General features: G+C 57.9%; 21 protein-coding genes and 2 pseudogenes. 18 read left to right on the top strand and 5 right to left on the bottom strand.

Annotation, left to right across the window (positions count from 1 at the left end):
* Positions 1 to 53: 53 nt before the first annotated feature.
* On the top strand, positions 54 to 332 hold the full coding sequence (gene ftsB / locus BM395_RS03380; protein WP_069899462.1) for a cell division protein FtsB: 279 nt from the start codon (positions 54 to 56) through the stop codon (positions 330 to 332).
* Entirely contained in the window at positions 329 to 1,036 is a 708-nt protein-coding gene (gene ispD / locus BM395_RS03375) for a 2-C-methyl-D-erythritol 4-phosphate cytidylyltransferase (RefSeq protein WP_170860539.1), read from the top strand. Before ftsB ends, ispD begins: the two co-directional genes overlap by 4 nt.
* Here ispD and BM395_RS03370 read toward each other — a convergent pair.
* Positions 1,033 to 1,926 carry a LysR family transcriptional regulator gene (locus BM395_RS03370; RefSeq protein ID WP_090508887.1) on the bottom strand — a complete coding sequence of 298 codons (894 nt, stop codon included), beginning with the start codon at positions 1,924 to 1,926 and terminating at the stop codon, positions 1,033 to 1,035. The two genes, ispD and BM395_RS03370, sit on opposite strands and share 4 nt — an antisense overlap.
* Before the next feature lie 120 nt (positions 1,927 to 2,046).
* On the opposite strand from BM395_RS03370, the gene BM395_RS03365 reads away from it, so the two are divergent.
* The 9 genes from BM395_RS03365 (at position 2,047) to rpoS (ending at position 10,116) form a co-directional block, all read left to right on the top strand.
* Positions 2,047 to 3,159, top strand: coding sequence for an S-(hydroxymethyl)glutathione dehydrogenase/class III alcohol dehydrogenase (locus BM395_RS03365; protein ID WP_069899459.1), 1,113 nt, complete (start codon positions 2,047 to 2,049; stop codon positions 3,157 to 3,159).
* An 84-nt stretch (positions 3,160 to 3,243) separates the two neighbouring features.
* Complete coding sequence (gene fghA, locus BM395_RS03360; protein WP_090509207.1) at positions 3,244 to 4,089, top strand: S-formylglutathione hydrolase; 846 nt, start codon at positions 3,244 to 3,246, stop codon at positions 4,087 to 4,089.
* 119 nt (positions 4,090 to 4,208) lie between these two features.
* On the top strand, positions 4,209 to 4,682 hold the full coding sequence (ispF, locus tag BM395_RS03355) for a 2-C-methyl-D-erythritol 2,4-cyclodiphosphate synthase (RefSeq protein WP_090508886.1): 474 nt from the start codon (positions 4,209 to 4,211) through the stop codon (positions 4,680 to 4,682).
* Positions 4,679 to 5,737: a tRNA pseudouridine(13) synthase TruD gene (truD, locus tag BM395_RS03350; protein WP_090508885.1), complete on the top strand. Its 1,059-nt coding sequence runs from the start codon at positions 4,679 to 4,681 to the stop codon at positions 5,735 to 5,737. Before ispF ends, truD begins: the two co-directional genes overlap by 4 nt.
* Positions 5,725 to 6,474, top strand: a complete 750-nt coding sequence (gene surE, locus BM395_RS03345) for a 5'/3'-nucleotidase SurE (RefSeq protein ID WP_069899456.1) — start codon at positions 5,725 to 5,727, stop codon at positions 6,472 to 6,474. The genes truD and surE overlap by 13 nt, the downstream gene beginning before the upstream one ends.
* 41 nt (positions 6,475 to 6,515) lie before the next feature.
* Positions 6,516 to 7,151 (top strand): protein-L-isoaspartate(D-aspartate) O-methyltransferase, encoded by a 636-nt coding sequence (locus BM395_RS03340; protein ID WP_170827738.1) that lies wholly within the window; start codon positions 6,516 to 6,518, stop codon positions 7,149 to 7,151.
* A gap of 21 nt (positions 7,152 to 7,172) precedes the next feature.
* Positions 7,173 to 8,102 carry a polyprenyl-phosphate transporter gene (locus tag BM395_RS03335; RefSeq protein WP_069899455.1) on the top strand — a complete coding sequence of 310 codons (930 nt, stop codon included), beginning with the start codon at positions 7,173 to 7,175 and terminating at the stop codon, positions 8,100 to 8,102.
* Between the two features lie 65 nt (positions 8,103 to 8,167).
* Complete coding sequence (locus BM395_RS03330) at positions 8,168 to 9,007, top strand: peptidoglycan DD-metalloendopeptidase family protein (RefSeq protein ID WP_069899454.1); 840 nt, start codon at positions 8,168 to 8,170, stop codon at positions 9,005 to 9,007.
* Between the two features lie 104 nt (positions 9,008 to 9,111).
* Complete coding sequence (rpoS, locus tag BM395_RS03325; protein ID WP_090508884.1) at positions 9,112 to 10,116, top strand: RNA polymerase sigma factor RpoS; 1,005 nt, start codon at positions 9,112 to 9,114, stop codon at positions 10,114 to 10,116.
* 523 nt (positions 10,117 to 10,639) lie between these two features.
* Here rpoS and fdxA read toward each other — a convergent pair.
* Both fdxA and mutS read right to left on the bottom strand, forming a co-directional pair.
* The gene (gene fdxA / locus BM395_RS03320; protein WP_069899452.1) at positions 10,640 to 10,963 is read right to left on the bottom strand and encodes a ferredoxin FdxA; all 324 of its coding nucleotides are present in this window, start codon (positions 10,961 to 10,963) and stop codon (positions 10,640 to 10,642) included.
* A gap of 138 nt (positions 10,964 to 11,101) precedes the next feature.
* Positions 11,102 to 13,681, bottom strand: a complete 2,580-nt coding sequence (gene mutS, locus BM395_RS03315) for a DNA mismatch repair protein MutS (RefSeq protein ID WP_069899451.1) — start codon at positions 13,679 to 13,681, stop codon at positions 11,102 to 11,104.
* Between the two features lie 579 nt (positions 13,682 to 14,260).
* On the opposite strand from mutS, the gene BM395_RS03310 reads away from it, so the two are divergent.
* From BM395_RS03310 to BM395_RS03290, 5 genes are all read left to right on the top strand, one after another.
* Positions 14,261 to 15,619 carry a flavin-containing monooxygenase gene (locus BM395_RS03310; RefSeq protein ID WP_090508883.1) on the top strand — a complete coding sequence of 453 codons (1,359 nt, stop codon included), beginning with the start codon at positions 14,261 to 14,263 and terminating at the stop codon, positions 15,617 to 15,619.
* A complete protein-coding gene (locus BM395_RS03305) occupies positions 15,619 to 16,047 on the top strand; it encodes a RidA family protein (protein ID WP_090508882.1) in 429 nt (142 codons plus the stop codon). Before BM395_RS03310 ends, BM395_RS03305 begins: the two co-directional genes overlap by 1 nt.
* A gap of 13 nt (positions 16,048 to 16,060) precedes the next feature.
* Positions 16,061 to 16,735 carry a DUF1028 domain-containing protein gene (locus BM395_RS03300; RefSeq protein ID WP_090508881.1) on the top strand — a complete coding sequence of 225 codons (675 nt, stop codon included), beginning with the start codon at positions 16,061 to 16,063 and terminating at the stop codon, positions 16,733 to 16,735.
* A gap of 73 nt (positions 16,736 to 16,808) precedes the next feature.
* Positions 16,809 to 17,966 carry an acetylornithine deacetylase gene (argE, locus tag BM395_RS03295; RefSeq protein WP_090508880.1) on the top strand — a complete coding sequence of 386 codons (1,158 nt, stop codon included), beginning with the start codon at positions 16,809 to 16,811 and terminating at the stop codon, positions 17,964 to 17,966.
* 155 nt (positions 17,967 to 18,121) lie between these two features.
* On the top strand, positions 18,122 to 19,537 hold the full coding sequence (locus BM395_RS03290) for an APC family permease (RefSeq protein ID WP_090508879.1): 1,416 nt from the start codon (positions 18,122 to 18,124) through the stop codon (positions 19,535 to 19,537).
* Between the two features lie 61 nt (positions 19,538 to 19,598).
* Here BM395_RS03290 and BM395_RS23805 read toward each other — a convergent pair.
* Positions 19,599 to 20,033 (bottom strand): annotated as a pseudogene (locus tag BM395_RS23805) (methyl-accepting chemotaxis protein); the annotation flags it as partial.
* Positions 20,034 to 20,138: 105 nt separating this feature from the next.
* A pseudogene (locus BM395_RS23800) lies at positions 20,139 to 20,825 on the bottom strand (PAS domain-containing protein); the annotation flags it as partial.
* A 410-nt stretch (positions 20,826 to 21,235) separates the two neighbouring features.
* Here BM395_RS23800 and BM395_RS03280 point away from each other — a divergent pair.
* On the top strand, positions 21,236 to 21,937 hold the full coding sequence (locus tag BM395_RS03280) for a response regulator transcription factor (protein WP_090508877.1): 702 nt from the start codon (positions 21,236 to 21,238) through the stop codon (positions 21,935 to 21,937).
* 2 nt (positions 21,938 to 21,939) lie between these two features.
* Entirely contained in the window at positions 21,940 to 23,283 is a 1,344-nt protein-coding gene (locus tag BM395_RS03275) for a HAMP domain-containing sensor histidine kinase (RefSeq protein ID WP_090508876.1), read from the top strand.
* Positions 23,284 to 23,323: the final 40 nt, after the last annotated feature.

Below are 23,323 nucleotides of genomic sequence, written 5' to 3'. Positions count from 1 at the left end.
AAAAAGGGGGCGGCGCAAGTCGCCCTTTTTTTCGTATGGATACTCGGTTCACTATGCGTAGTCCTTATTGGTTGTTTTTAGTCCTCATCCTTCTTTTGGGCGGTTTGCAGTATCGCCTGTGGGTTGGTGATGGCAGTCTTGCGCAAGTTACTGACCTCAAGCATCAGATTTCTGATCAGGAAGGTGAGAATGAACGTTTGCTTGAGCGCAACCGGATTCTCGAGGCAGAAGTGCGCGAGCTGAAAAAGGGCATGGAAACCGTAGAAGAACGTGCCCGGCATGAATTGGGCATGGTCAAAGAAGGCGAAACCCTTTACCAGTTGGCCGAATGATTAACGCTGAGCTGCCCGGTTTCTGGGCGATAATTCCTGCTGCGGGCGTTGGCAGTCGTATGCAAGCCGACCGTCCCAAGCAATATTTGCCACTCGCTGGCAAAACCATCCTTGAACACACCCTGGCCTGTTTTCTCGATCATCCGCAATTGCGTGGTCTGGTCGTCAGCCTTGCCGGTGATGATCCTTACTGGCCGTTACTGGCGTGCGCCAATGATTCGCGGATCGAGCGTGCGGAAGGCGGGCGTGAACGTGCCGACTCGGTGCTCAATGGCCTGTTGCGCTTAACTGAGTTGGGCGCGCAGGAACATGACTGGGTTCTGGTGCATGACGCCGCGAGGCCGAATCTCTCGCGCAGTGATCTCGATACCTTGCTTGAGACCCTTGCGGACGACCCCGTTGGCGGTTTGCTTGCGGTGCCTGCGCGCGACACCCTGAAGCGTGCCGGCGCAGATGGCCGGGTGTGCGAGACGATTGACCGCTCAGTGGTCTGGCAGGCATTTACCCCGCAGATGTTCCGTTTGGGCTTTCTGCACCGGGTGCTGGCGGATGCGCTGGTGGCCGATGTTAGTGTTACTGACGAGTCGAGCGCCGTTGAGTGGGCCGGTTTTGCGCCGCGCCTGGTCGAGGGGCGGGCGGACAATATCAAGGTCACGCGCCCGGAAGATCTGCACAGCCTGGCGCGTAACTGGCGTAAGTCCTAAACCGTCTGGTATTCCTCGCGCTGGCTCAAACCTAGTTTGAGAAAGTCGACCAGTTGCCGCACCTTCGGCGATAGATGCCGCTGTTGCGGGTAGAGCGCCCACACCGCTGTATTGGGTGGGCGATGGTTGTCCAGCAGTGACACCAGCGCACCGCTGCGCAGATGCTCCAGCACGTAGTAGTCCGGCAATTGGCACAAACCAATGCCGCGCAGACACGCATCCAGCACTGCTTGCCCGCTGTTGCAGCGCCAGTTGCCATGAACGCGCAGCGACGTCTCGTTGCCCTGCGAGGCAAAACTCCAGATATCCGCGCTGCCAATCAGGCAATTGTGCTGGTTGATCTCAGAGATACTGTGCGGGCGGCCGTAATGCTGCAAATACTCGGGCGCGGCGCATAAATACATCTGCCGGGGTGCCAGTTTCGAGGCGACCAAACTTGAGTCCTGCAAACGGCCAAGGCGGATTGCCAGATCCATGCCTTCGTGGAGCAAGTCGACGGTGTGGTTGCTGAGCTGAATTTCGACGCTGAGCTGGGGGTGGCGCATCATGAATTCGGTTACCAGTGGCGCGATAAAACGCTCGCCGTAGGCCACCGCGCAGGTCAGGCGTAATAACCCTTTCGGTTCGCTGCTCAGGTCACCCACGGCGCGCAGCGCTTCTTCGCGGGCATCCTGTAGGCGTTGGCAATGCTGCAGAAAAGTCTGCCCGGCCTCGGTCAGCGCAACACGACGGGTGCTGCGATAGAACAGTCGGGTTTGCAGGCGTTCCTCCAGCCGCGCCACTTGCCGGCTGACTTGGGACGACGACATGCTCAGACGCTCAGCCGCGGCGCTGAACTGGCCGCATTGGGCGACGGCAACAAACTCATCGAGACCTTCCCAGCGACTCATGTTCGGTTCCTTGGTTGATTATCCCTGAATAGCAATAATGTTTTGCTTGTTGGGTGATTATTGCAGTATCGCTAATGATCTACACTTTGGCCCACTGTGTAAATCTGCCGGAGAGCCACCATGATCAAGTCACGCGCCGCTGTTGCGTTTGCGCCTAACCAGCCGCTGGAAATTGTTGAAGTTGATGTTGCGCCACCAAAAGCCGGTGAGGTGCTGGTACGCATCGTTGCCACCGGTGTTTGCCATACCGACGCCTACACCCTTTCAGGTGAAGACTCCGAAGGTGTGTTCCCGGCGATCCTCGGCCACGAAGGCGGCGGCATTGTCGAGGCGGTCGGTGAAGGCGTTACCTCGCTAGCTGTGGGCGATCACGTTATTCCGCTGTATACCGCTGAATGCCGCGCCTGCAAATTCTGCAAGTCGGGCAAGACCAACCTGTGCAGTTCGGTACGTGCGACTCAGGGCAAAGGCCTGATGCCGGACGGCACCACGCGCTTCTCCTACAAAGGCGAGCCGATTTATCACTACATGGGCTGCTCGACATTCTCCGAGTACACCGTGTTGCCAGAAGTCTCTCTGGCAAAAATTCCGAAAGAAGCGCCGCTGGAAAAAGTCTGCCTGCTGGGCTGCGGTGTGACCACCGGTATCGGCGCTGTGCTCAATACCGCCAAGGTTGAAGAGGGTGCTACCGTGGCCATCTTCGGTCTCGGCGGTATTGGTCTGGCGGCAATCATCGGCGCGAAAATGGCCAAGGCCTCGCGCATCATTGCCATCGACATCAACCCGGCCAAGTTCGATGTGGCGCGTGAGTTGGGTGCAACCGACTTCGTTAACCCGAAGGATCATGACAAGCCGATTCAGGATGTCATCATCGAAATGACCGATGGCGGCGTTGATTACAGCTTCGAGTGCGTTGGCAATGTGCAGCTGATGCGCGCGGCGCTGGAGTGCGCTCACAAAGGTTGGGGCGAGTCGGTGATTATCGGGGTTGCTGGCGCCGGTCAGGAAATCAGCACGCGTCCGTTCCAGTTGGTGACCGGTCGCGTCTGGCGTGGTTCTGCATTCGGTGGCGTCAAAGGCCGTACCGAGTTGCCGGGTTATGTGGAAAAAGCGCAAAGCGGCGAGATCCCGCTGGATACCTTCATCACCCACAACATGGGCCTGGAAGATATCAACAAGGCGTTCGACCTGATGCACGAAGGCAAAAGCATTCGCACGGTCATTAACTTCTAAATCGCACTCAGGGCAGCCTCTGGAATTTCCGGGGGTGCCCGTTGCGGTTGCCGATGAATCTTTAGCATGACTGCGGAGTTGCTCATGGCTTTGGAAAATCTGTCCTGCCAGAAAAGCGCTGGCGGCTGGCACAAGCGTTATCGTCATCACTCAAGCACGCTGAACTGCGACATGGTGTTTGCGGTTTATCTGCCGCCTCAGGCCGAGCAGGGCGCGAAACTGCCCGTGCTGTATTGGCTGTCTGGCCTGACGTGCACTGACGAAAACTTTATGCAAAAGGCCGGCGCACACCGCCTGGCTGCTGAGCTCGGTTTGATTATCGTGGCGCCGGATACCAGCCCGCGCGGCGAGGGCGTCGCTGACGATGCCAATGGCGCGTATGACTTCGGTCTGGGTGCCGGTTTTTACCTGAATGCCACGCAAGAGCCGTGGGCGCGTCATTACCGCATGCACGATTATGTGGTGGAAGAGTTGCCGGCATTGATCGAGGCTAATTTTCCGGTGAGCGACAAGCGCGGAATCAGCGGCCACTCCATGGGCGGCCACGGTGCGTTGGTCTGTGCGTTGCGCAATCCGGGGCGTTATCAGTCGCTCTCGGCATTTTCGCCAATCGTTAATCCGATGAACTGCCCGTGGGGCGAAAAAGCATTTAGTCACTATTTGGGTGAAGACCGTTCGCGCTGGCGTGAATGGGATGCCTGCGTACTGATCGGCGAAGCGCGCGAGAAATTGCCGATTCTGATTGATCAGGGCGACCGGGACGACTTTCTCGTCAATCAGCTCAAGCCCGAAGCCTTGCAGGCTGCAGCTCAAGCGGCAGAACATCCGCTGACGCTGCGCATGCAGCCGGGTTATGACCACAGCTACTACTTTATCGCCAGCTTCATTGATGACCATCTGCGTCATCACAGCGCGGTATTGAACGGCTGAAACAGCAGCTTTTTGCGCTTTTGCGCATTACCTCGCGACAACGGTGCACCAGTTACTGCTTGGCTCCATGTAGAATCAGGGCCTGATAGTTTAGGGTCCAGTTATAAATGAGCAGTTCGATGCGTATTGGTCACGGTTACGACGTTCACCGTTTTTGCGAGGGCGACTTTGTCACCTTGGGTGGCGTGCAGATCCCGCACAAGTTTGGTCTGCTGGCTCACTCCGATGGCGATGTGTTGCTGCATGCCTTGGCTGATGCTTTGCTCGGCGCCGCTGCGCTGGGTGACATCGGCAAGCATTTCCCCGACACCGATCCCACCTTCAAAGGCGCTGATAGCCGCGTATTGCTGCGTCATGTGCTGGGTCTGATAAAGGCCAAGGGCTGGGTTGTGGGTAATGTCGATGCAACGATTGTCGCGCAGGCGCCGAAGATGGCGACGCACATCGACAGCATGCGCGCGCTGATTGCGGCCGACCTTGAGGTCGAGCTGGATCAGGTTAACGTCAAGGCGACTACCACCGAGAAACTTGGCTTTACCGGCCGCGAAGAAGGTATTGCAGTGCACGCTGTCGCCCTGTTGGTCAAACCATGAACGAATTGCAACTGCTCGGCCCCCGCGCCTATGGAGATGCCTGCGGGCAAGCGGTTTTAAAAGCCAGCGCAGAAGATTTTCAGGTTGATGAAGTCCTTGATATCCCGTTGTCGGGCCAAGGCGAGCACCTGTGGTTATGGGTCGAGAAGCGTGGCCTGAATACCGAGGAAGCTGCGCGTCGGCTGGGCAAAGCGGCCAAGGTTTCGCAGCGCAACATCAGCTATGCCGGTCTCAAGGATCGTCAGGCCCTGACCCGTCAGTGGTTCAGCCTGCATCTGCCGGGCAAGGACAATCCGGATCTGGCCAGCGCTGAAGACGACAGCCTGCGCATCCTCAAGCAGGTCCGCCACTCGCGCAAACTCCAGCGCGGTGCGCATTCGGCCAATGGCTTCACCCTGCGCCTGACCGGCCTTAATGCAGACATAGCGCAGCTCGATGCGCGCTTGCAGCAGATCAGGCAGCAGGGCGTGCCCAACTATTTTGGCTTGCAGCGCTTTGGCCATGAAGGCGGCAACCTGTTCGACGCCCGTCAGTTTGCCAAGCGCGGAGATTTGCCCGGCCAGCGTAATGTGCGCTCGCGTATTTTGTCCGCCGGGCGCAGTTATCTGTTCAATCAGGTGCTGGCAGCGCGTGTTGCTCAGGGCAACTGGAATACCGCGCAGATAGGCGACTTGCTGGCGTTCACCGACAGTCGCAGCTTTTTCCCGGCAGGCGAGGAGCAGTGCTCTGATCCGCGCCTGGCCATTCTCGATGTGCACCCGACCGGTCCGCTGTGCGGCGCAGGCGAAACAGCTACGGCGGGCGAGACCCAGAAGCTTGAGGAAAATATTTTTTCTGGCGAGCAATCGCTTGTGGATTGGCTGGTTGCGGCGGGTATGAGTCATGAACGACGCATTCTTCGACTGCCCATCGGCGGTTTGACGTGGCATTATCCCGAGCCTGATATTTTGCAACTGGAATTCGTCCTGCCGGCGGGATGCTTTGCCACCGTTGTGGTGCGTGAGCTTGTCGATTTGCTGCCTGCAGGGCCGACGGAAACCCCATGCGTATTCTGATTTCAAATGATGACGGTGTAGCCGCCCCGGGCTTGGCTGCGCTGCACGCGGCGTTGGCTGATTATGCCGAGTGCACGGTAATTGCGCCCGATCAGGACAAAAGCGGCGCCAGTAGTTCACTGACGCTGGACAGGCCTCTGCACCCGCAAACGCTGGCCAACGGCTACATCAGCGTTAACGGTACGCCTACCGATTGCGTGCATCTGGGCCTCAACGGTCTGTTGCCGCAGGGTATTGATCTGGTCGCATCAGGCATCAATCTGGGCGCCAATCTGGGCGACGACGTGCTGTATTCCGGTACGGTGGCAGCGGCCCTTGAAGGCCGGTTTCTGCAGAAGCCGGCCTTTGCATTCTCGCTGTTGTCCCGTCAGGCCGAGAACCTGCCGACCGCCGCCTATTTTGCCCGTCAGCTGATTGAGGCGCATGAGCAGCTCGAACTGCCGCCGCGCACTGTGCTTAATGTAAACGTGCCGAATTTGCCGCTCGATCATATTCGCGGTATTCAGTTGACCCGTCTGGGTCATCGCGCACGTGCCGCCGCACCGATTAAGGACGTCAATCCACGGGGCAAGGAAGGATACTGGATTGCAGTGGCCGGCGATGTCGAAGACGGTGGCCCCGGTACAGACTTTCATGCGGTAATGAACGGCTACGTGTCGATTACACCCTTACAGCTTGATCGCACCTTTCAGGAAGGCTTTAGCAGCCTGCAGACCTGGCTGGAGCGTTTAAATTGATAATTCGAGAGCGAGATGAAATGAATCGCCACGGCATCGGTATGACTTCCCAGCGCACACGTGAGCGCTTGATCCAACGGTTGTATGAAGAAGGCTTGTCCAACGCACAAGTGCTTGAAGTAATCCGCCGCACGCCACGTCATCTGTTTGTTGATGAGGCGCTGGCGCATCGCGCCTACGAAGACACCTCGTTGCCGATCGGCCATAACCAGACCATCTCCCAGCCTTACATGGTGGCGCGCATGAGTGAGTTGTTGCTCGCTGCCGGGCCGCTCGACAAAGTGCTCGAGATCGGCACGGGCTCTGGTTATCAAACTGCGATTCTTTCCCAGCTGGTTGAACGGGTGTTTACGGTTGAGCGTATTCAGGGCCTGCAAGACCGCGCCAAAGAGCGTCTGGTTGAACTGAATCTGCGTAACGTGGTCTTTCGCTGGGGTGATGGCTGGGAAGGCTGGCCGGCGCTCGCGCCTTACAACGGCATTATTGTCACAGCCGCTGCGGCCGATGTACCGCAGGCTCTGCTCGACCAATTGGCGCCGGGCGGGCGCTTGGTGATTCCCGTGGGGACGGGTGATGTGCAGCAGTTGATGCTGATTGTCCGCGAAGAAGATGGTTTCTCGCGCCACGTTCTCGATGCCGTGCGTTTTGTACCTTTGCTTAATGGCCCCTTGGCCTGATTTTTCACGTAGATCGAATTTATGAAAAAGCACCTATTGTTGTATGCGAAAGGCATTGCTATGGGGGCTGCGGATGTTGTGCCGGGCGTATCCGGCGGCACAATTGCGTTTATCAGCGGTATCTATGAAGAACTGCTGCGCTCTATTTCCAGTTTGCCGGGCGCTTTTACGTTATTTCTGCGCGGCCGTATTGCCGAGGCGTGGCAAGCCGCCAATCTGACATTTCTGCTGACTCTGCTCGCCGGTATTCTTACCAGCGTAGTGACCCTGGCGCGCGCGATTACCTACTTGCTCGACACCCACCCGATTCCGGTGTGGTCATTCTTTTTTGGTCTGGTGCTGGTTTCATCGCATCTGGTCGCTCGCTCAATTCAGCGCTGGAGCCCGGGCCGCTGGCTGAGCTTTGCGGTGGGCGCAGCATTTGCCTACTGGATTACGGTGGCGTCCCCGGTGCAGTGGGGCACAGACTCGCTGAATATCTTTTTCGCGGGCGCGATTGCTATCTGTGCAATGATTCTGCCTGGAATCTCGGGTAGCTTTATCCTGCTTCTGCTAGGGTTGTATCCATTCATTATCGGTGCGGTCAAAAGCCTCGACTTGGGCGTTCTCGGGCTTTTCGCCTGCGGCTGTGCGCTGGGTCTGGTCAGTTTTGCCGGGTTGCTGCGGTGGATGCTGGCGCGTTGGCACGATCTGGTTCTGGCGTTTCTCACCGGCCTTATGCTCGGCTCGCTGAACAAGCTGTGGCCGTGGAAAGAAACCCTGACCTGGCGGCTTAATAGCCATGGCGAACAGGTTCCGTTGTTGCAAAGCAATCTGTCGCCCAGCCAGTTTGCCACTGTCAGCGGGCACGACCCGCAGCTGCTGATGGCCATTGTGTTGGCCCTTAGCGGTGTAATACTGGTGATTGGCATCGAGTGGCTTGCCAAACGTAACCAGAAGCTTTTGGATTGAGTTGCCTCAATCTGCCACAGTTATTCTCAGCGGTTCCTAGCAAGTCGCCAGTAAGGGAGAGACGGGTGAGTTTTACAGCCATTCAATCGCGTATCAGCACCAGCACACTGTTTTACCTGTTGAGTGGCGTGGTCTTCACCTTGCTACTGTCTGGCTGTGCCAGCAGCTCGGGCGGCGCACAAGTGGTCGACCGTAATGGTCGCGCGGTCAGTGCGGCGCCGGCTCGCCCTAAAACCACCAGTGGCCAATACCGCGTGCGCCGTGGCGATACGCTGTATTCGATCGCGTTTCGTTTTGGCTGGGATTGGAAAGCCCTTGCGGCGCGTAACCACATCGTTGCGCCGTATACCATCCGGGTTGGCCAGATCATCCGGTTTGACGGTAACTACGGCACGTCCAAGTCGAGTTCGGTGACTGTGACCAATGTCAGCAAGCCTCGTACGACCACCACAACTCAGCCACGGCCGGTTGCCAAACCTGCGCCGGTGGTAACAACGCCGGCAACGACTAAAGTCGAAAGCGTCTCGAAAAGCGCCTCTGGCTGGGCGTGGCCAGCGCAAGGCACTGTAATCGGGCGATTCTCCTCAAACGGCAGTTTGAATAAAGGCATTGATATCGCCGGCAATTTGGGAGAGCCTATTTTAGCTGCGTCTGATGGATCCGTGGTGTACGCCGGGAGTGGTTTACGGGGCTACGGCGAGTTGGTGATCATCAAACACAGCGATACCTACGTAAGCGCTTACGGCCACAACCGTAAGCTGTTGGTACGGGAAGGACAGCGTGTCAAAGCAGGGCAGAGAATTGCTGAAATGGGTTCAACGGGCACAGACCGCGTGAAGCTACATTTTGAAATCCGCCGTCAAGGTAAACCTGTTGATCCTTTGCAGTTCCTTCCAAAGCGTTGATTCACTGTTGGCCCGTTCCTTCAAGTAGGAAGGACGGGCTCAAGTGTCGCCAAGGAATAGGGTGCGCTTGAGCTTGCTGTCGAACTCAGCAAGGGACAGAAACAATGGCTCTCAATAAGAAAGAAGTGCCGGAGTTTGACGTCAGTGACGAGGTGTTGCTCATGGAGCCCGCCATCGTTCTTGACGAAGGGGTTAATAATAAGGCTGAAAAGCCAACTGCCCGGACGAAGGCAAAGACTTCTACGAGCAAGCAGCACAAGTACATCGACTACACACGGGCGCTAGACGCCACTCAGCTGTACCTCAATGAAATCGGCTTTTCGCCGTTACTGACTCCAGAAGAAGAAGTCCACTACGCTCGCTTGGCTCAGAAGGGGGATCCGGCTGGGCGCAAACGGATGATCGAGAGCAACCTGCGTCTGGTGGTTAAAATTGCCCGACGTTACGTCAACCGTGGCCTTTCGCTCCTTGATCTGATCGAAGAAGGCAACCTGGGCTTGATCCGCGCCGTCGAGAAATTCGACCCTGAGCGCGGCTTCCGATTCTCAACTTACGCTACGTGGTGGATTCGTCAGACAATTGAGCGCGCGATCATGAATCAGACGCGCACTATTCGTCTGCCCATTCATGTGGTCAAAGAACTCAATGTCTACCTGCGAGCTGCTCGTGAGCTGACGCAAAAGCTCGACCACGAGCCCTCGGCCGAAGAAATTGCCAACCTGCTGGAGAAGCCGGTGGCAGAAGTCAAACGCATGCTAGGCCTTAATGAGCGGGTCTCTTCGGTAGACGTATCATTCGGTGCGGACTCAGATAAGACTTTGCTCGACACCTTAACCGATGACCGACCTACCGACCCCTGTGAGCTGCTGCAGGATGATGATCTCTCGCAGAGCATTGATCAGTGGCTGTCTGACCTGACAGATAAACAACGTGAAGTTGTAGTACGTCGTTTCGGTTTGCGCGGTCATGAGAGTTGTACCCTGGAAGAGGTCGGCCGTGAAATCGGTTTGACCCGTGAACGTGTACGGCAAATTCAGGTTGAGGCGCTCAAGCGTTTGCGCGAAATCCTCGAGAAAAATGGCCTGTCGAGCGACTCGTTATTCCAGTGAAATAAGCTATTCAGCAAACAACCGGCTCAGGCCGGTTTTTTGTGGGCGCAGGTTTGTAAGTGATTGCTTACACGCTCTGTAAGTGAATGTAGGAACTTTCGGAGGCAATAAGCTTTCAAATCATGTGGATTAGATGTAACAATATGATTTATAAGGATTTTATATTTTGTGCTGAAGGTTTTCAGGCCATTTTGGGCAAAGTAGCCCCTTGTGGGAGGCTCAGAAAACTCTATTATTAGAACTGTGTCGAGGGATAGACACACGTCGCAAAGGACTGTGGCGAGGACAATCGCAGGATGCGATTTCATCAGGATGATGAAGGATTGAAAGGGAGTAGGGACTAAAGAGTGGGCGGGTAAAACCGCCCCTTTTTTTTGCCTGAAATAAAGTCAGGCAAGACGCTGTATACAGCACCTGGATCGCAGGTGACGGCATGCAGCGATGCATACAGCAGTGAACGAATGGCTCGCTGAAGGGTTATCAGCGAGCCATACAGACGACAGAGGCCTTGTGGCTCTTACGACTAGCGTTCCAGGTACTGGAGTTTGTCTTTCACGCCATCCCACTCTTCGGCGTCTTCCAGTGCTTCTTTCTTCTCGGTGATGTTCGGCCAGATCTCGGCCAAGTCAGCATTGAGCTCAGTATATTCCTGCATATCATCAGGTACTTCGTCTTCTGAGAAGATCGCTTGGGCCGGGCATTCTGGTTCACACAGGGCGCAGTCAATGCACTCGTCCGGGTGGATGACCAAGAAGTTCGGGCCTTCGTAGAAGCAGTCCACCGGACAGACTTCCACACAGTCGGTGTATTTGCACTTGATGCAGTTGTCGGTGACGACGAAGGTCATTTCTAATTCTCTCCTCAGGCTACGGCTGGGGGCTGCCCTCATAAACAGCCCCTGAGCTGGTAAAACTCTCCAAATCACCAGGCTTTGTGTTTGGCATTTTCCAGCGCGCAGGATTCTAACAGCTTGTTTGGGCTCGCGTTAGAGCCGTGTCTTCAATGCATATAACAGTTCTAGCGCTTTTCGCGGAGTTAGATCATCCGGATTGATCTTATTCAATTCCTCCAGCACCGGGTGCGGCAGGCTTGCGAACATGTCGCTCTGCATGGGCGCCGGGGCTTCACCTGGCCCTACACGTGGCGCTTCATGCGGCAAACTCGTGGCTTCCAGCCGTGCCAGATGCTGGCGCGCGCGCAAAATAACCTCACCCGGCACACCGGCGAGTTGCGCCACTGCTAAACCATAGCTCTGACTGGCCGGGCCCGGCAGCACGTGGTGTAAAAAAACAATCCGTTCATTGTGCTCGGTCGCGCTCAGGTGCACGTTGGCGACAATCGGCTCGCTCTCTGGCAGAACCGTCAGCTCGAAGTAGTGGGTGGCAAACAGCGTATAAGCGCGCAGTTTGGCCAGCTGCTCGGCCGCCGACCACGCCAGCGACAAGCCGTCGAAGGTGCTGGTGCCACGACCCACTTCGTCCATCAGCACTAGGCTGCGTTCGCTGGCGTTGTGCAGAATATTCGCGGTTTCGCTCATCTCGACCATGAATGTCGAACGCCCTCCAGCGAGGTCATCGCTGGAACCAATACGCGTGAATATGCGGTCAACCAACGACAGTTCGCAGCTTTTAGCCGGAACAAAGCTGCCAATGTGCGCAAGCAGAACAATCAGCGCCGTCTGGCGCATATAGGTCGATTTACCGCCCATGTTCGGGCCGGTAATCACCAGCATCCGTGTGGCATCGTCAAGGTTCAGGTCGTTGGCCACGAACGGCGTACTCAGCACCTGCTCAACCACCGGATGGCGACCTTGCTCGATGCGCATGCACGGCTCGTCGACAAAGCGCGGGCAATTGAGATCGAGGTTGAGCGCGCGCTCCGCCAGGTTGCTCAGAACGTCCAGCTCTGCCAGCGCGCTGGCACTGTCTTGTAGAGGTGCGAGGTGGCTGATCAGGTGTTCGAGCAGTTCTTCATAAAGCTGTTTCTCGCGTGCCAGCGCACGGCTTTTCGCCGACAGGGCTTTATCTTCGAACTCTTTGAGTTCCGGGGTGATAAAACGCTCTGCACCTTTGAGGGTTTGCCGGCGGATGTAGTCGGCGGGCGCCTGTTCGGCCTGCTTGCTTGGCAGCTCGATAAAGTAGCCGTGTACGCGGTTGTAGCCGACCTTGAGGTTGGCCAGCCCGGTGCGCTGCTTCTCGCGGGTTTCCAGGTCCATCAGGTACTGGCCGGCGTTCTCGCTGAGCGATTGCAACTCATCCAGCTCGGCGTCATAGCCGGTCTTGAGTACGCCGCCGTCGCGGATTACTGCAGGAGGACTGTCAATAATCGCCCGCGCCAGCAGTTCCGCCAGCTCCGGGTAGGTGCTTACAGTCGTCGCCAGAGCGCCCAGATGCGCTGAGTCGAGTTGGCCCATGGCCTGTTGCAACTCGGGCAGCGCGGCCAAGGCATCACGCAGGCGGGCGAGGTCGCGGGGGCGTGCATTGCGCAAACCAATGCGCGCGAGAATCCGCTCCAGGTCGCCAATTTCCTTGAGCTGCGGTTGCAATGTCTCGAAGCGGTAGCGATCGAGCAGGCACGTGATCGACTCCTGTCGTGCTTCAAGCACGCTGCGATCGCGCAGCGGCCGGTTCAGCCAGCGGCCCAGTAAACGACTGCCCATTGCAGTCTGGCAGCGGTCTACAACCGATTGCAGGGTGTTTTCACGGCCACCGGCCAGGTTGATGTCCAGCTCAAGGTTACGGCGGCTGGCACCGTCAAGAATAACTGTGTCGTCCAGGCGCTCATGGCGCAGGCTGCGCAAGTGCGGCAGCGCGGTACGCTGGGTTTCTTTGGCGTAGTTAAGCAGGCAGCCGGCGGCGCCGATTGCCAGTGTCAGTTTCTCGCAGCCAAAACCCTTGAGGTCTTGAGTGCCGAATTGCTGGCACAGGCTTTTCAGTGCCGTGTCGCGCTCAAAATCCCACGGCGCACGGCGCTTGGCACCACGGCGTTTTTCGGCGGGCAGATCCTTTGGCCAGTCGTCCGGGATCAGCAATTCAACCGGATTAAGGCGCTCGATCTCGGCCAGCAAGTTTTCCCAGCCTTTGATCTCAAGCACGCTGAAACGACCACTGGTGATGTCCAGTACCGACAAACCAAACAGGCGCTCATCGCCCAGTACGGCGGCCAACAAGTTATCGCGACGCTCATCCAGCAGCGCTTCATCACTCACCGTGCCCGGCGTAATGATGCGCACGACCTGGCGCTCGACCGGGCCTTTGCTGGTGGCCGGATCTCCGACCTGCTCGCAGATAACCACCGACTCGCCCAACTTGACCAGCTTGGCCAGATAACCTTCGGCGGCGTGGTAGGGAATCCCGCACATGGGAATAGCCTGCCCGGCACTCTGGCCACGCGCGGTGAGGGTGATGTCGAGCAGCTTGGCGGCTTTTTTCGCGTCTTCGTAGAAAATCTCGTAGAAGTCGCCCATGCGATAAAACATTAATTGCTCGGGATGCTGATTCTTCAGCTTCCAGTACTGCTGCATCATCGGCGTATGGGCGGATAAGTCTTTGGTGGCCATATTCATTGGGTACTTAGCGCAAGTCTTGAAAATTCGTGGGGCGGCAGGGCATCTGGCTTGGCGGTGGAATCACGCCGAGGCTTATAGAGGTGGAATCACCGCTCGTGCGGCCATAAAAACGGCCTCGCGCAAGCTGCAATTTGCCCATGCGCATTGCAATGGGCGCAAGGTTACCACGGGGCAGGCAGGGCTCGCAGGCCAGCAATGCATGGATTGATGCAGGGCATCGGATTGCAGCTCTGGCTAGGGATTGGCGCAGTGGATTGTGGTGCTGCTCGCTGAGCGTGGCCACTCACTTCTTGCCTCGGCCTGCTGCATTAGGTGGCCTTTGGCGAGCCAAGCGCAGACACGCTCGCGGGCACTGATCTCTGCGCCAGTATGTGGCTGGCAAGCGCCTGCGCCCATTCGTAAATATGTCGCCCCATCCGCGCAAAAAACTATAACCAGCGCCTTGCAGTTTTTTCCTCGCCAGCGACTACAAAAATCATAATTTCGCAAATCCCTGCCTCCGAACACAATGCGGCCAACACCTTACGAATTGCCGTAAACCAAGAACAACAAATTTCAGAGTCAGAGGAGGCAGCCATGACCGACCTGAACCAAACCGCCTTGCAGAAGTGCGCAGACATGACACTCGATCAAATGGAAATAGACACGCTTATTGTTGGCGCTGGTCAGGCTGGTGTGGCCATGAGTGAGCACCTGAGCAAACTCGGTGTGCCGCATCTGGTACTTGAGCGTAATCGCATCGCCGAGGGCTGGCGCACAGGGCGTTGGGATTCGCTGGTGGCCAATGGGCCGGCGTGGCACGACCGCTTTCCGGGCATGGAATTCGATGACCTGTCGCCAGACGCCTTCGCCTCCAAGGACCGCGTAGCGGCCTATTTCGAAGCCTACGCCAACAAATTCAAAGCGCCGATCCGCACTGGCGTAGAAGTTAAGCGCGTGGTTCGCAACGCTGATCGGCCAGGGTTTACCGTCGAAACATCGCAAGGCGTAATCAAGGCCAACCGCGTGGTGTCGGCAACCGGCCCGTTCCAGCGTCCGGTGATCCCGCCGATTGCGCCTAAAGACGAGACGCTGATGCAGATTCACTCGGCGCATTACCGCAACCCGCAGCAGTTGCCTGAGGGGGCTGTGCTGGTGGTCGGCGCTGGCTCTTCGGGCGTGCAGATCGCCGATGAACTGCGCCGTGCCGGCAAGCAGGTTTATCTCTCAGTTGGCGCCCATGACCGTCCGCCACGGGCTTACCGCAACCGCGATTTCTGCTGGTGGTTGGGTGTTCTGGGCGAGTGGGATGCCGAAGCGGCGCAGCCGGGCAAGGAACACGTAACCATTGCCGTGAGTGGCGCGCGTGGCGGCCATACTGTTGATTTTCGCCGTTTGGCCAGCGAAGGCATTACGTTGGTAGGCCTGACCAAAGCTTTCAGCGATGGCAAGGTCAGCTTCCAGCAAGACCTCGCCGACAACCTCGCTCGCGGTGATGAAAACTACCTGTCGCTGCTCGATGCGGCGGACGCCTATATCGCCCGCAATGGTCTCGACTTACCCGAAGAGCCGGAGGCGCGCCGCGTGTTCCCGGATTCCGAATGCATCACTAATCCGCTGCGTGAGTTGGATCTGGCTGAGGCGGGTGTGACTTCGGTGATCTGGGCGACCGGATACTCGGTCGATTTCAGCTGGCTGCAAGTGAATGCCTTCGACGCCAACGGCAAACCGCAGCATCAGCGCGGCGTGTCCAGCGAGCCCGGCGTCTACTTTGTCGGTCTGCCTTGGCTTTCACGCCGTGGCTCCACGTTTATCTGGGGCGTTTGGCACGATGCCAAGCACATTGCTGATCACATCGCCACGCAACGTAAATACGCCGAATACCGCGATGCTTCGCAACGCGCTGCGGATGAGCACGCGCCGGTTGAAAAACTTAGTCTCATGGGAGTTAGCTGATGCCTACACATACGCGCATTCGGATGTTCAACACGAAAGAAACCTATCCCAACCAGAATCTCGATAATGACCTGTGTCAGGCCGTGCGTGCCGGCAACACGGTGTATGTACGTGGCCAGGTCGGTACCGATTTTGAAGGCCGTCTGGTCGGCTTGGGTGACGCGCAGGCGCAAACGGCGCAGGCGATGAAGAACGTCAAGCAACTGCTCGAAGAGTCAGGCAGCGACCTCAGCCACATCGTCAAAACCACCACTTACCTGATCGACCCGCGTTATCGCGAGCCGGTGTATCAGGAAGTCGGCAAGTGGCTCAAAGGCGTGTTCCCGATCTCCACCGGCCTGGTTGTGAGCGCACTCGGTCAGCCGCAGTGGTTGATGGAAATCGACGTCATTGCCGTCATCCCGGACGACTGGCAAGCGGACGCTTGATAAGGAGCACTTCATGACATTTTCCATCGTAGGGCACTGCGCAGAAACCGGTCAGCTGGGTATCGCCATCAGCTCATCCAGCATCGCCGTGGGCGCACGCTGCCCGTGGTTGCGCGCCGGCGTGGGTGCTGTAGCGACGCAGAACATCACCCTGCCATCGCTCGGCCCGCAGGTGCTGGATCTGCTTGATGCAGGGCATTCGCCAGACGCCGCGCTGGACAAAGCGCTGGGCAGTAATGGCTGGAGCCAATATCGCCAGGTCGGGGTTGTTGACAGTCAGGGGCGTACTGCTCTGTACACCGGCTCCGAGGCGTTGGGCACGCACAATGCAGTTGCCGGCCAGCACTGTGTGGCGGCCGGTAATCTGCTCGCCGCGCCAGAGGTTATCAGCGCGATGGTGACGGCATTCGAGCAGGCCGAAGGCAGTTTGCCCGAGCGTTTGCTGGCTGCCATGCACGCAGCGGTAGCGGCTGGCGGTGAAGCAGGGCCGGTGCATTCGGCGGCGATGTCTGTTGTTGGTGAGTTTACGTGGCCGATTGTGGATCTGCGCGTGGACTGGGCAGATGTTGACCCGATCGGCCAACTGGATCGGTTGTGGCAGGCTTATCGCCCGCAAATGCAGGATTACCTGACCCGCGCTCTCGACCCGACTGCCGCGCCGAGCTACGGCGTACCCGGCGATCAATAATCCGCGCGACGCCGTGCTGCGCAATATTGCCAGCCCGGCGTTTGCCTCAGCGTAAGCTCAAGGAGTTGATTTGATGCTCTGCAGCCGTGATTTACTGGCCAGGCTGATTTCGTTCAATACGGTAAGCCGGGAGTCCAATCTCGCCCTTATCGAGTTCATCCAAGACTACCTGCAAGGGCTGGGCGTTTCGTGTGAGCTGGACTTCAATGCCGAGCGAAGCAAAGCCAATCTGTTTGCCACAATTGGCCCGGCTGATCGCGGCGGCGTGGTGCTTTCCGGTCATACCGATGTGGTCCCAGTGGCGGGGCAGGCGTGGACGGTTGAGCCGTTCAAACTGACCGAGCGCGAAGGCAAGCTGTATGGCCGTGGCGCTGCCGATATGAAGGGCTATATCGCCTCGGTGCTGGCAGCAGTGCCGCGTTTTCTGGCGCAGCCGCTGCGCATGCCGGTGCATTTGGCGTTCTCGTATGACGAGGAAGTCGGTTGTCTGGGCGTGCGTTCGCTATTGGCGACACTGGAGCAGCGCCCGCATAAGCCTGTGGCCTGCATTATCGGTGAGCCAACCGAGCTGAAACCGGTGCTCGGGCATAAGGGCAAACTGGCCATGAGGTGCCATGTGCAGGGCGCTGCGTGTCATTCGGCTTACGCCCCGCAAGGCGTCAACGCAATTGAATATGCTGCAAAGCTGATCGGCAAACTCGGTGATATTGGCGGGCAGTTGGCGCAGCCAGCCTTGCATGACACGCGTTTTGATCCGCCTTACTCAACCGTGCAAACCGGCGTGATCGCCGGGGGCAGGGCGCTGAATATCGTCCCGGCAGAGTGTCAGTTCGACTTCGAAATCCGTGCCTTGCCCGACTTCGATGCGCAGCAGGTGGTCGATCAACTGGCGGATTACGCCGAAGGCCAGTTGTTGCCAACCATGCGTGCGCGCCACAACGACACCTCGATTGCTTTTGAGCCGCTGTCCGCTTATCCCGGGTTAGCTACCGAGCCGCACAGCGAAGTGGCGCAGTTGCTGGCGCTGATCAGCCAATGTCGCGATTTTGGCACGGTGGCGTTTGGTACCGAGGGCGGTCTGTTCAATCAGGCTGGAATTCCCACGGTGGTCTGCGGGCCGGGCAGCATGGACCAAGGCCATAAACCCGATGAGTTCATAACTCAGGATCAACTCGATGGCTGCGACGCAATGCTCGCGCGCCTCGCTGACTGGCTGCAAACCGATGCCTAGATGAATCCTTATGGCTGGGGCCGATAGCGGCAGCGCGGCCGTTAACTGACACAACCTCTCTACAACCCAATTTTGGACCCCTTGCTGAGCGTTCAGGCGCCCGGCTGCGTTAACCATTGGCAAAGATCCTTACAACAACAAAAGAGGACAACAGAATGTCGCAAGATATAAGCGTGCCGCTGCCCACTGCCACTGCCGGAGCTCAGGCCAGGCTGGCGCGAAAATCCCTCGGTCTGGGCGCCTTGCTGGCCGTCGCCATCGGCCTGGTGGTGTCGCAAGGTGTAATGGTCATCATGCTGCAAGGCGTCGGTATCGCCGGGCTGGGCTTTATCGTACCGCTGACACTCGCCTACCTGCTGGCGCTGAGTTACGCCTTCTCATTCTCGGAGCTGGCGTTGATGATCCCGCGGGCCGGGAGCTTGAGTACCTATACAGAAGTTGCCATTGGCCAATTCCCGGCAATGCTGGCGACGTTCTCGGGCTATATCGTGGTGGCCATGTTTGCCTTATCCGCCGAGTTACTGCTGCTCGACCTTATTGTCGAGAAGGTCTATCCGCATGCGTTGCCCTCGATGAGTGTGGCGTTTGGGGTGCTGGCTATATTCACCATTCTCAATCTGTTCAACATCGATATTTTCGCCCGCCTGCAGTCGGTGCTGGCGTTGGTGATGGTTGTGGTTTTGCTGGTGCTCGGTTTCAGCGCTGTTGGCAGTGAAAGCGCTTCGCCGCTGAGCAGCTTGCAGATGGACGGTTGGAATCCACTGGGCCTTGGCGTGGTCGCGCTTACCGCGCTGGCGATCTGGGGTTTTGTCGGCGTCGAGTTTGTCTGCCCGCTGGTAGAGGAGTCGCGTCGTCCGGAGCGCAATATTCCGCGTTCGATGATCCTTGGCCTCAGCGTCATCTTTATCACCATTGCCCTGTATTGCCTGGGCGCGCTGTTGATGGTGCCCCAGGAAGAACTCGCCAGTAACGGCTTGCCGCATTACCTGTTCGCCACCGCGGTATTTGGCAAAACCGGTCAGGTGTTGCTGGTGACAGCTGCCGTGACTGCCACCTGCAGCACGCTCAATACTTCGCTGGCGGCCATTCCGCGGATGCTCAGCGGCATGGCGCAGAATGGTCAGGCCTTCCCGTGCTTCAAACGGGTCAGCAAACGCACGGGCGCTCCTTGGGTGTCGGTTTTGTTCATTGCGGCGATTACCGGCTTGCCGGTGCTGTTGATGGGCGTTGATTCGATCAATCTGCTGCTGATCGCCGCTGCGCTGGCCTGGCTGTTGGCCTACATCATTGTGCACGTCGATGTGATGGTGTTGCGCTATCGCTACCCGCACATGAAGCGCCCATTCCGCACGCCGTTTTACCCATTGCCGCAGTTGTTCGGCATCGGCGGCATGCTCTTCGCCATGTGGCACGCATCGCCAGCACCGGAACTGACTGCGCAGATATTCAGCAGCGCCGGTGTGGTGCTCGGGCTGGTGGCGGTAATCGCTGTGGTTTGGATCAAGCTGGTGATGCGTAAACCCCTGTTCACGCCAGAGCCGATCGAGAGCGTATTAAAGGCGCAAGACTAACCTCGCGTTACAGCGGCAAATGAGCGGGAGAGCATCTTCACCGGTGCTCTCCCGCAGTCGTTCAGGTTGCCAGCTGATTGGCAAACTGACCCACCGCACTCACCACCTTTTGCGCGCCGTCCTGAATCTCGACGATAACCGCGCCGGCTTGTGCGGAGAGTTCCAGGCCTTGTTGGGTTTGGCGTTTGCCGTGCTCGATCACCTGCACGGCCTCTTCGGCGAGTTTCTGGTTTTTCAGCACTACGCTGACGATTTCTTCGGTCGCGGCGCTGGTGCGTGAGGCCAATTGTCGTACCTCGTCGGCTACCACCGCGAACCCGCGACCTTGCTCACCCGCGCGGGCGGCTTCGATGGCAGCGTTGAGGGCGAGCAAGTTGGTTTGATCGGCGATGCTGCTGATGCTTTTGATGATCGTGCCAATCACTTGCGACTGCTTGTCGAGCGCCGCAATGCCTTCTACCGCCGCCTCCATCTGCACGGCCAGTTGGCGCATGACCTCGACCGTTTCCTGCACCACTGAACTGCCGCGCTTCGCGGTGGCGTCGGTTTGCTGCGAGGTGCTGTAGGCAATCTCGGCGGCTTCGGCGACGGCATTTTCGCGGTCTACCTGATCGGTGATTACGGTGGCGAATTTGACCACTTTGTAGAGGCGGTCATGGGCATCATAAATCGGGTTGTAAGAGGCTTCGAGCCAAACGACCCGGCCGTGGCTGTCGACGCGCTTGAAGCGGTCGGCGATGAATTCACCACGGCGCAGTTTGTCCCAGAAGTGTTGATACTCAACAGAGCTGTGTTCTTCGTGCTCGCAGAACTGGCGGTGATGCTTGCCTTTGATTTGCTCAAGCGTATAGCCCATCGACTGCAGGAAACGGTCGTTGGCAGTGAGTACTTCGCCATTGAGATTGAATTCGATAACGGCCGTCGAGCGCTGTAGCGCTTCAATCAGATTTTCGTGTTCGCGCGAGGTTTCAATCGTGCGCGTGAGGTCGCTGGCATACACCGAGCAATGCAGAATATTGCCCTGGCTGTCGTGAACGGGCTGAACAATCGCGCGTAACCACGCCTCTTCGCCGTCGCCGCGAACAATCTGCAAGGCGCCCGCCCAGTGCGCGCCCTCGCGGATGGCATTTTTCATGCGCACGAAATGTTCGGTGCTCTGCGCATGGGTTGGCACAAGTTCTGTCAGCAGGCGGCCGGTAAGCTTGTCGCTGTGATGGGCCATCTCTTCCTGAAAATTACGGTTGATCTGAACAATCCGGCCTTGCGCGTCGAGTGTGAGCGCGAGCATTTCCTGGTCAAGGCTTTCACGCACCTGTTCCAGTGACGATAGCTTCTCGGTTAGCACCTCGATTTGCTGTTTGTAGTGCTTATTGAACATCTTGATCACCGTCGCAAGGCAGAAGTGTTGGGCAGAACGATTGATGAGCACTGAAGTTGTGGCGCTACTTGAATGAAGTTTCGCGGGCGTGCTCATAAACGCAGTGCTGGCAATGACTCTTAAGTCATCGCTTCATACCCTCTATATCTACAGTTTTGCCGACAACTTTAAGTTAAAAGTCCACTTTCACAGCGCTAAGGCCCGCGCCCGCTCTGGTTCGCAGCCTCATTGAGGGTGCGTCGCGCAGATCAAACTAGGAATATGGATGGCTTTTTGGCATTATTGCGACTGCTTATTATTTGCGTTTGTCGAAAATTCCTATGCGTGCATGTAGCTCCCACATTCTGGCGATCGAGGACGATCCGGTGCTAGCGGCTCATCTTGAGCAGCACCTGCAGAGTCGCGGTTTCTCGGTAACCTTGCAGCGCGATGGCCTGTCGGGCTTAGCCCACGGCAAAGCCGAGACGTTCGATCTGGTGCTGCTGGATGTACTGTTGCCGGGGCTGGACGGCCTTAATGTGTTGGCGCAATTGCGCGACCACAGCAGCGTACCGGTCATCCTGATGTCGGCGCTGGGTGCCGAGCAGGACCGAATTGCCGGCTTCACTCAGGGTGCTGATGACTATCTGCCAAAGCCCTTCACCATGGCCGAACTTGAGGTGCGCATCGCCGCGATCATGCGCCGTGTTGCGTTTGAGCGCGGCTTCGTTGCGGCCAATCAGAATATCTCGGCGTTCGCGCTCGACGCAGAGCGCAACGATGTTTGCCACGAAGGCAAATGGGCGCAGCTGACCCAGACGGAATTTCGCATTCTGGAGTTGCTGGTGCAGCATCCGGGAGAGGTGCTGAGCAAGGCGCTGTTGTATCAGCAGATTCTGCACCGGGCATACTCGCGGCACGACCGCGTGCTGGATATGCACATCAGCCATGTACGCCGCAAACTGTCGGCTATTGGTTACGCGGGTGGGCGCATCGAGACGGTTTGGGGCAGAGGATATGCCTTCCAGTCCGGCGATGATTAAGCATGGCCCGCACCTATCCATTGTTCTGGCGCTTGGCTGCATTGCAGTTGGGCGTGTGCATTTTGATCGCCTGGGGCGCCTGGTATTGGGCCGGTAAAGTCGAACAGAGTCGCTCGTTTCTGGAGCCGATGGCCAAGCGCCAGATGCACGCCTATGCCCGCCAGGCTGAGCGGGCCTGGCTGCAAGGCGGCTCGGACGGTGTCGAGCACTGGCTGGAGCGGATGGCCAAACGCGAGCCGGGTGTTTGGCTGGTGGTGGTGGACAATAAATGGCGCAGCTTGACCCGCCACAAGCTGGATGCTGAAGACTACGTTCGCTTGCGCCGTGTGCGTGGCCTGGATAATCCGATGAGCAAGCGCGCCCGTGGCCAGCTGTATATCGGCATGCCCTTTGTGCACGCGCCGCAGCAGGGCCAGTTGGTGATGCAGTTGCCGCAGCGGTTTTTGCCCGAAGGGTTTACCTGGTCGACCCAAATTCTGCTGCATGGTGTGGCGCCAGGTGTATTGGCGTTGCTGCTGTGCCTGTTTATTTACCGGTTGTTGATTTCCCCGCTTGGGCATCTGCGTGATCAAGCCAATGCGCTGCGTGGCGATCAATTGGCCACACGGGTTAGCCCGCGTGTCAGCCAGCGTCGGGATGAGTTGGGTGACCTGGGGCGCGCGTTTGACCACATGGCCGAGCGCCTGCAAAAGACCATTGCTTTTCAGCGTCAGCTGCTGCGCGACGTGTCCCATGAGTTGCGCACGCCGTTGTCACGTTTGCGGGTCGCCAGCGAATCGCAGACCGAGCTGGAAGCCTTGCGCCAGCGCGTGGATCGCGAAGTGCAGTCGATGCAGCAACTGGTTGACGCAACGCTGGAATTGGCCTGGCTGGACACCGAGCAGCCGCGGCTCGCACTTGAGCCAATCGACATTGGCGCGTTGTGGAGTGTGCTGTGTGAAGACGCCTGCTTCGAAAGCGGCTGGCAACCAGAGCAGTTGCGTTGCGACCTGCCGGATGGCTGTCGTGTGCTGGGCCATCTGAACAGCCTGGCGCAGGCGCTGGAAAATATTCTGCGCAATGCGATTCGACATTCACCGGCTGGCGGTATCGTGACGCTCAGCGGTAAACGGGAGGCGGATACCTGGCTGCTGCAAATTGAGGATCAGGGCGGCGGCGTCGCTGAGTCGGAACTTGAGAACATCTTCCGACCCTTCACCCGGCTCAGTGCCGCGCGCCCTGGCGGTGAGGGATACGGGCTCGGATTGGCCATCGCTAAAGGGGCGTTGAAGCTGCAGGACGCTTCAATTTGGGCGGAAAATACCGGGCAGGGGCTGCGGCTGTGTGTGCGTTTGCAAACTGTATAGTTTGTAAATGATCTTTATTCTCAAGTGAGAATATATATCA

The organism is Pseudomonas marincola (genome assembly GCF_900116605.1).
Classification (GTDB): Bacteria; Pseudomonadota; Gammaproteobacteria; order Pseudomonadales; family Pseudomonadaceae; genus Aquipseudomonas; species Aquipseudomonas marincola.
This window is presented reverse-complemented; position numbering and strand designations above follow the sequence as displayed.

Excerpts from the sequence above, each read along its gene's own strand:
- BM395_RS03305 (WP_090508882.1), top strand. The coding sequence starts at position 15,619 with ATGCCTACACATACGCGCATTCGGATGTTCAACACGAAAGAAACCTAT.
- BM395_RS03335 (WP_069899455.1), top strand. The coding sequence starts at position 7,173 with ATGAAAAAGCACCTATTGTTGTATGCGAAAGGCATTGCTATGGGGGCT.
- BM395_RS03370 (WP_090508887.1), bottom strand. The coding sequence starts at position 1,926 with ATGAGTCGCTGGGAAGGTCTCGATGAGTTTGTTGCCGTCGCCCAATGC.
- BM395_RS03290 (WP_090508879.1), top strand. The coding sequence starts at position 18,122 with ATGTCGCAAGATATAAGCGTGCCGCTGCCCACTGCCACTGCCGGAGCT.
- BM395_RS03310 (WP_090508883.1), top strand. The coding sequence starts at position 14,261 with ATGACCGACCTGAACCAAACCGCCTTGCAGAAGTGCGCAGACATGACA.
- truD (WP_090508885.1), top strand. The coding sequence starts at position 4,679 with ATGAACGAATTGCAACTGCTCGGCCCCCGCGCCTATGGAGATGCCTGC.
- BM395_RS03340 (WP_170827738.1), top strand. The coding sequence starts at position 6,516 with ATGACTTCCCAGCGCACACGTGAGCGCTTGATCCAACGGTTGTATGAA.
- BM395_RS03275 (WP_090508876.1), top strand. The coding sequence starts at position 21,940 with ATGGCCCGCACCTATCCATTGTTCTGGCGCTTGGCTGCATTGCAGTTG.
- rpoS (WP_090508884.1), top strand. The coding sequence starts at position 9,112 with ATGGCTCTCAATAAGAAAGAAGTGCCGGAGTTTGACGTCAGTGACGAG.
- ispF (WP_090508886.1), top strand. The coding sequence starts at position 4,209 with ATGCGTATTGGTCACGGTTACGACGTTCACCGTTTTTGCGAGGGCGAC.
- BM395_RS03300 (WP_090508881.1), top strand. The coding sequence starts at position 16,061 with ATGACATTTTCCATCGTAGGGCACTGCGCAGAAACCGGTCAGCTGGGT.
- ispD (WP_170860539.1), top strand. The coding sequence starts at position 329 with ATGATTAACGCTGAGCTGCCCGGTTTCTGGGCGATAATTCCTGCTGCG.
- mutS (WP_069899451.1), bottom strand. The coding sequence starts at position 13,681 with ATGAATATGGCCACCAAAGACTTATCCGCCCATACGCCGATGATGCAG.
- ftsB (WP_069899462.1), top strand. The coding sequence starts at position 54 with ATGCGTAGTCCTTATTGGTTGTTTTTAGTCCTCATCCTTCTTTTGGGC.
- BM395_RS03365 (WP_069899459.1), top strand. The coding sequence starts at position 2,047 with ATGATCAAGTCACGCGCCGCTGTTGCGTTTGCGCCTAACCAGCCGCTG.
- BM395_RS03280 (WP_090508877.1), top strand. The coding sequence starts at position 21,236 with ATGCGTGCATGTAGCTCCCACATTCTGGCGATCGAGGACGATCCGGTG.
- surE (WP_069899456.1), top strand. The coding sequence starts at position 5,725 with ATGCGTATTCTGATTTCAAATGATGACGGTGTAGCCGCCCCGGGCTTG.
- fdxA (WP_069899452.1), bottom strand. The coding sequence starts at position 10,963 with ATGACCTTCGTCGTCACCGACAACTGCATCAAGTGCAAATACACCGAC.
- fghA (WP_090509207.1), top strand. The coding sequence starts at position 3,244 with ATGGCTTTGGAAAATCTGTCCTGCCAGAAAAGCGCTGGCGGCTGGCAC.
- argE (WP_090508880.1), top strand. The coding sequence starts at position 16,809 with ATGCTCTGCAGCCGTGATTTACTGGCCAGGCTGATTTCGTTCAATACG.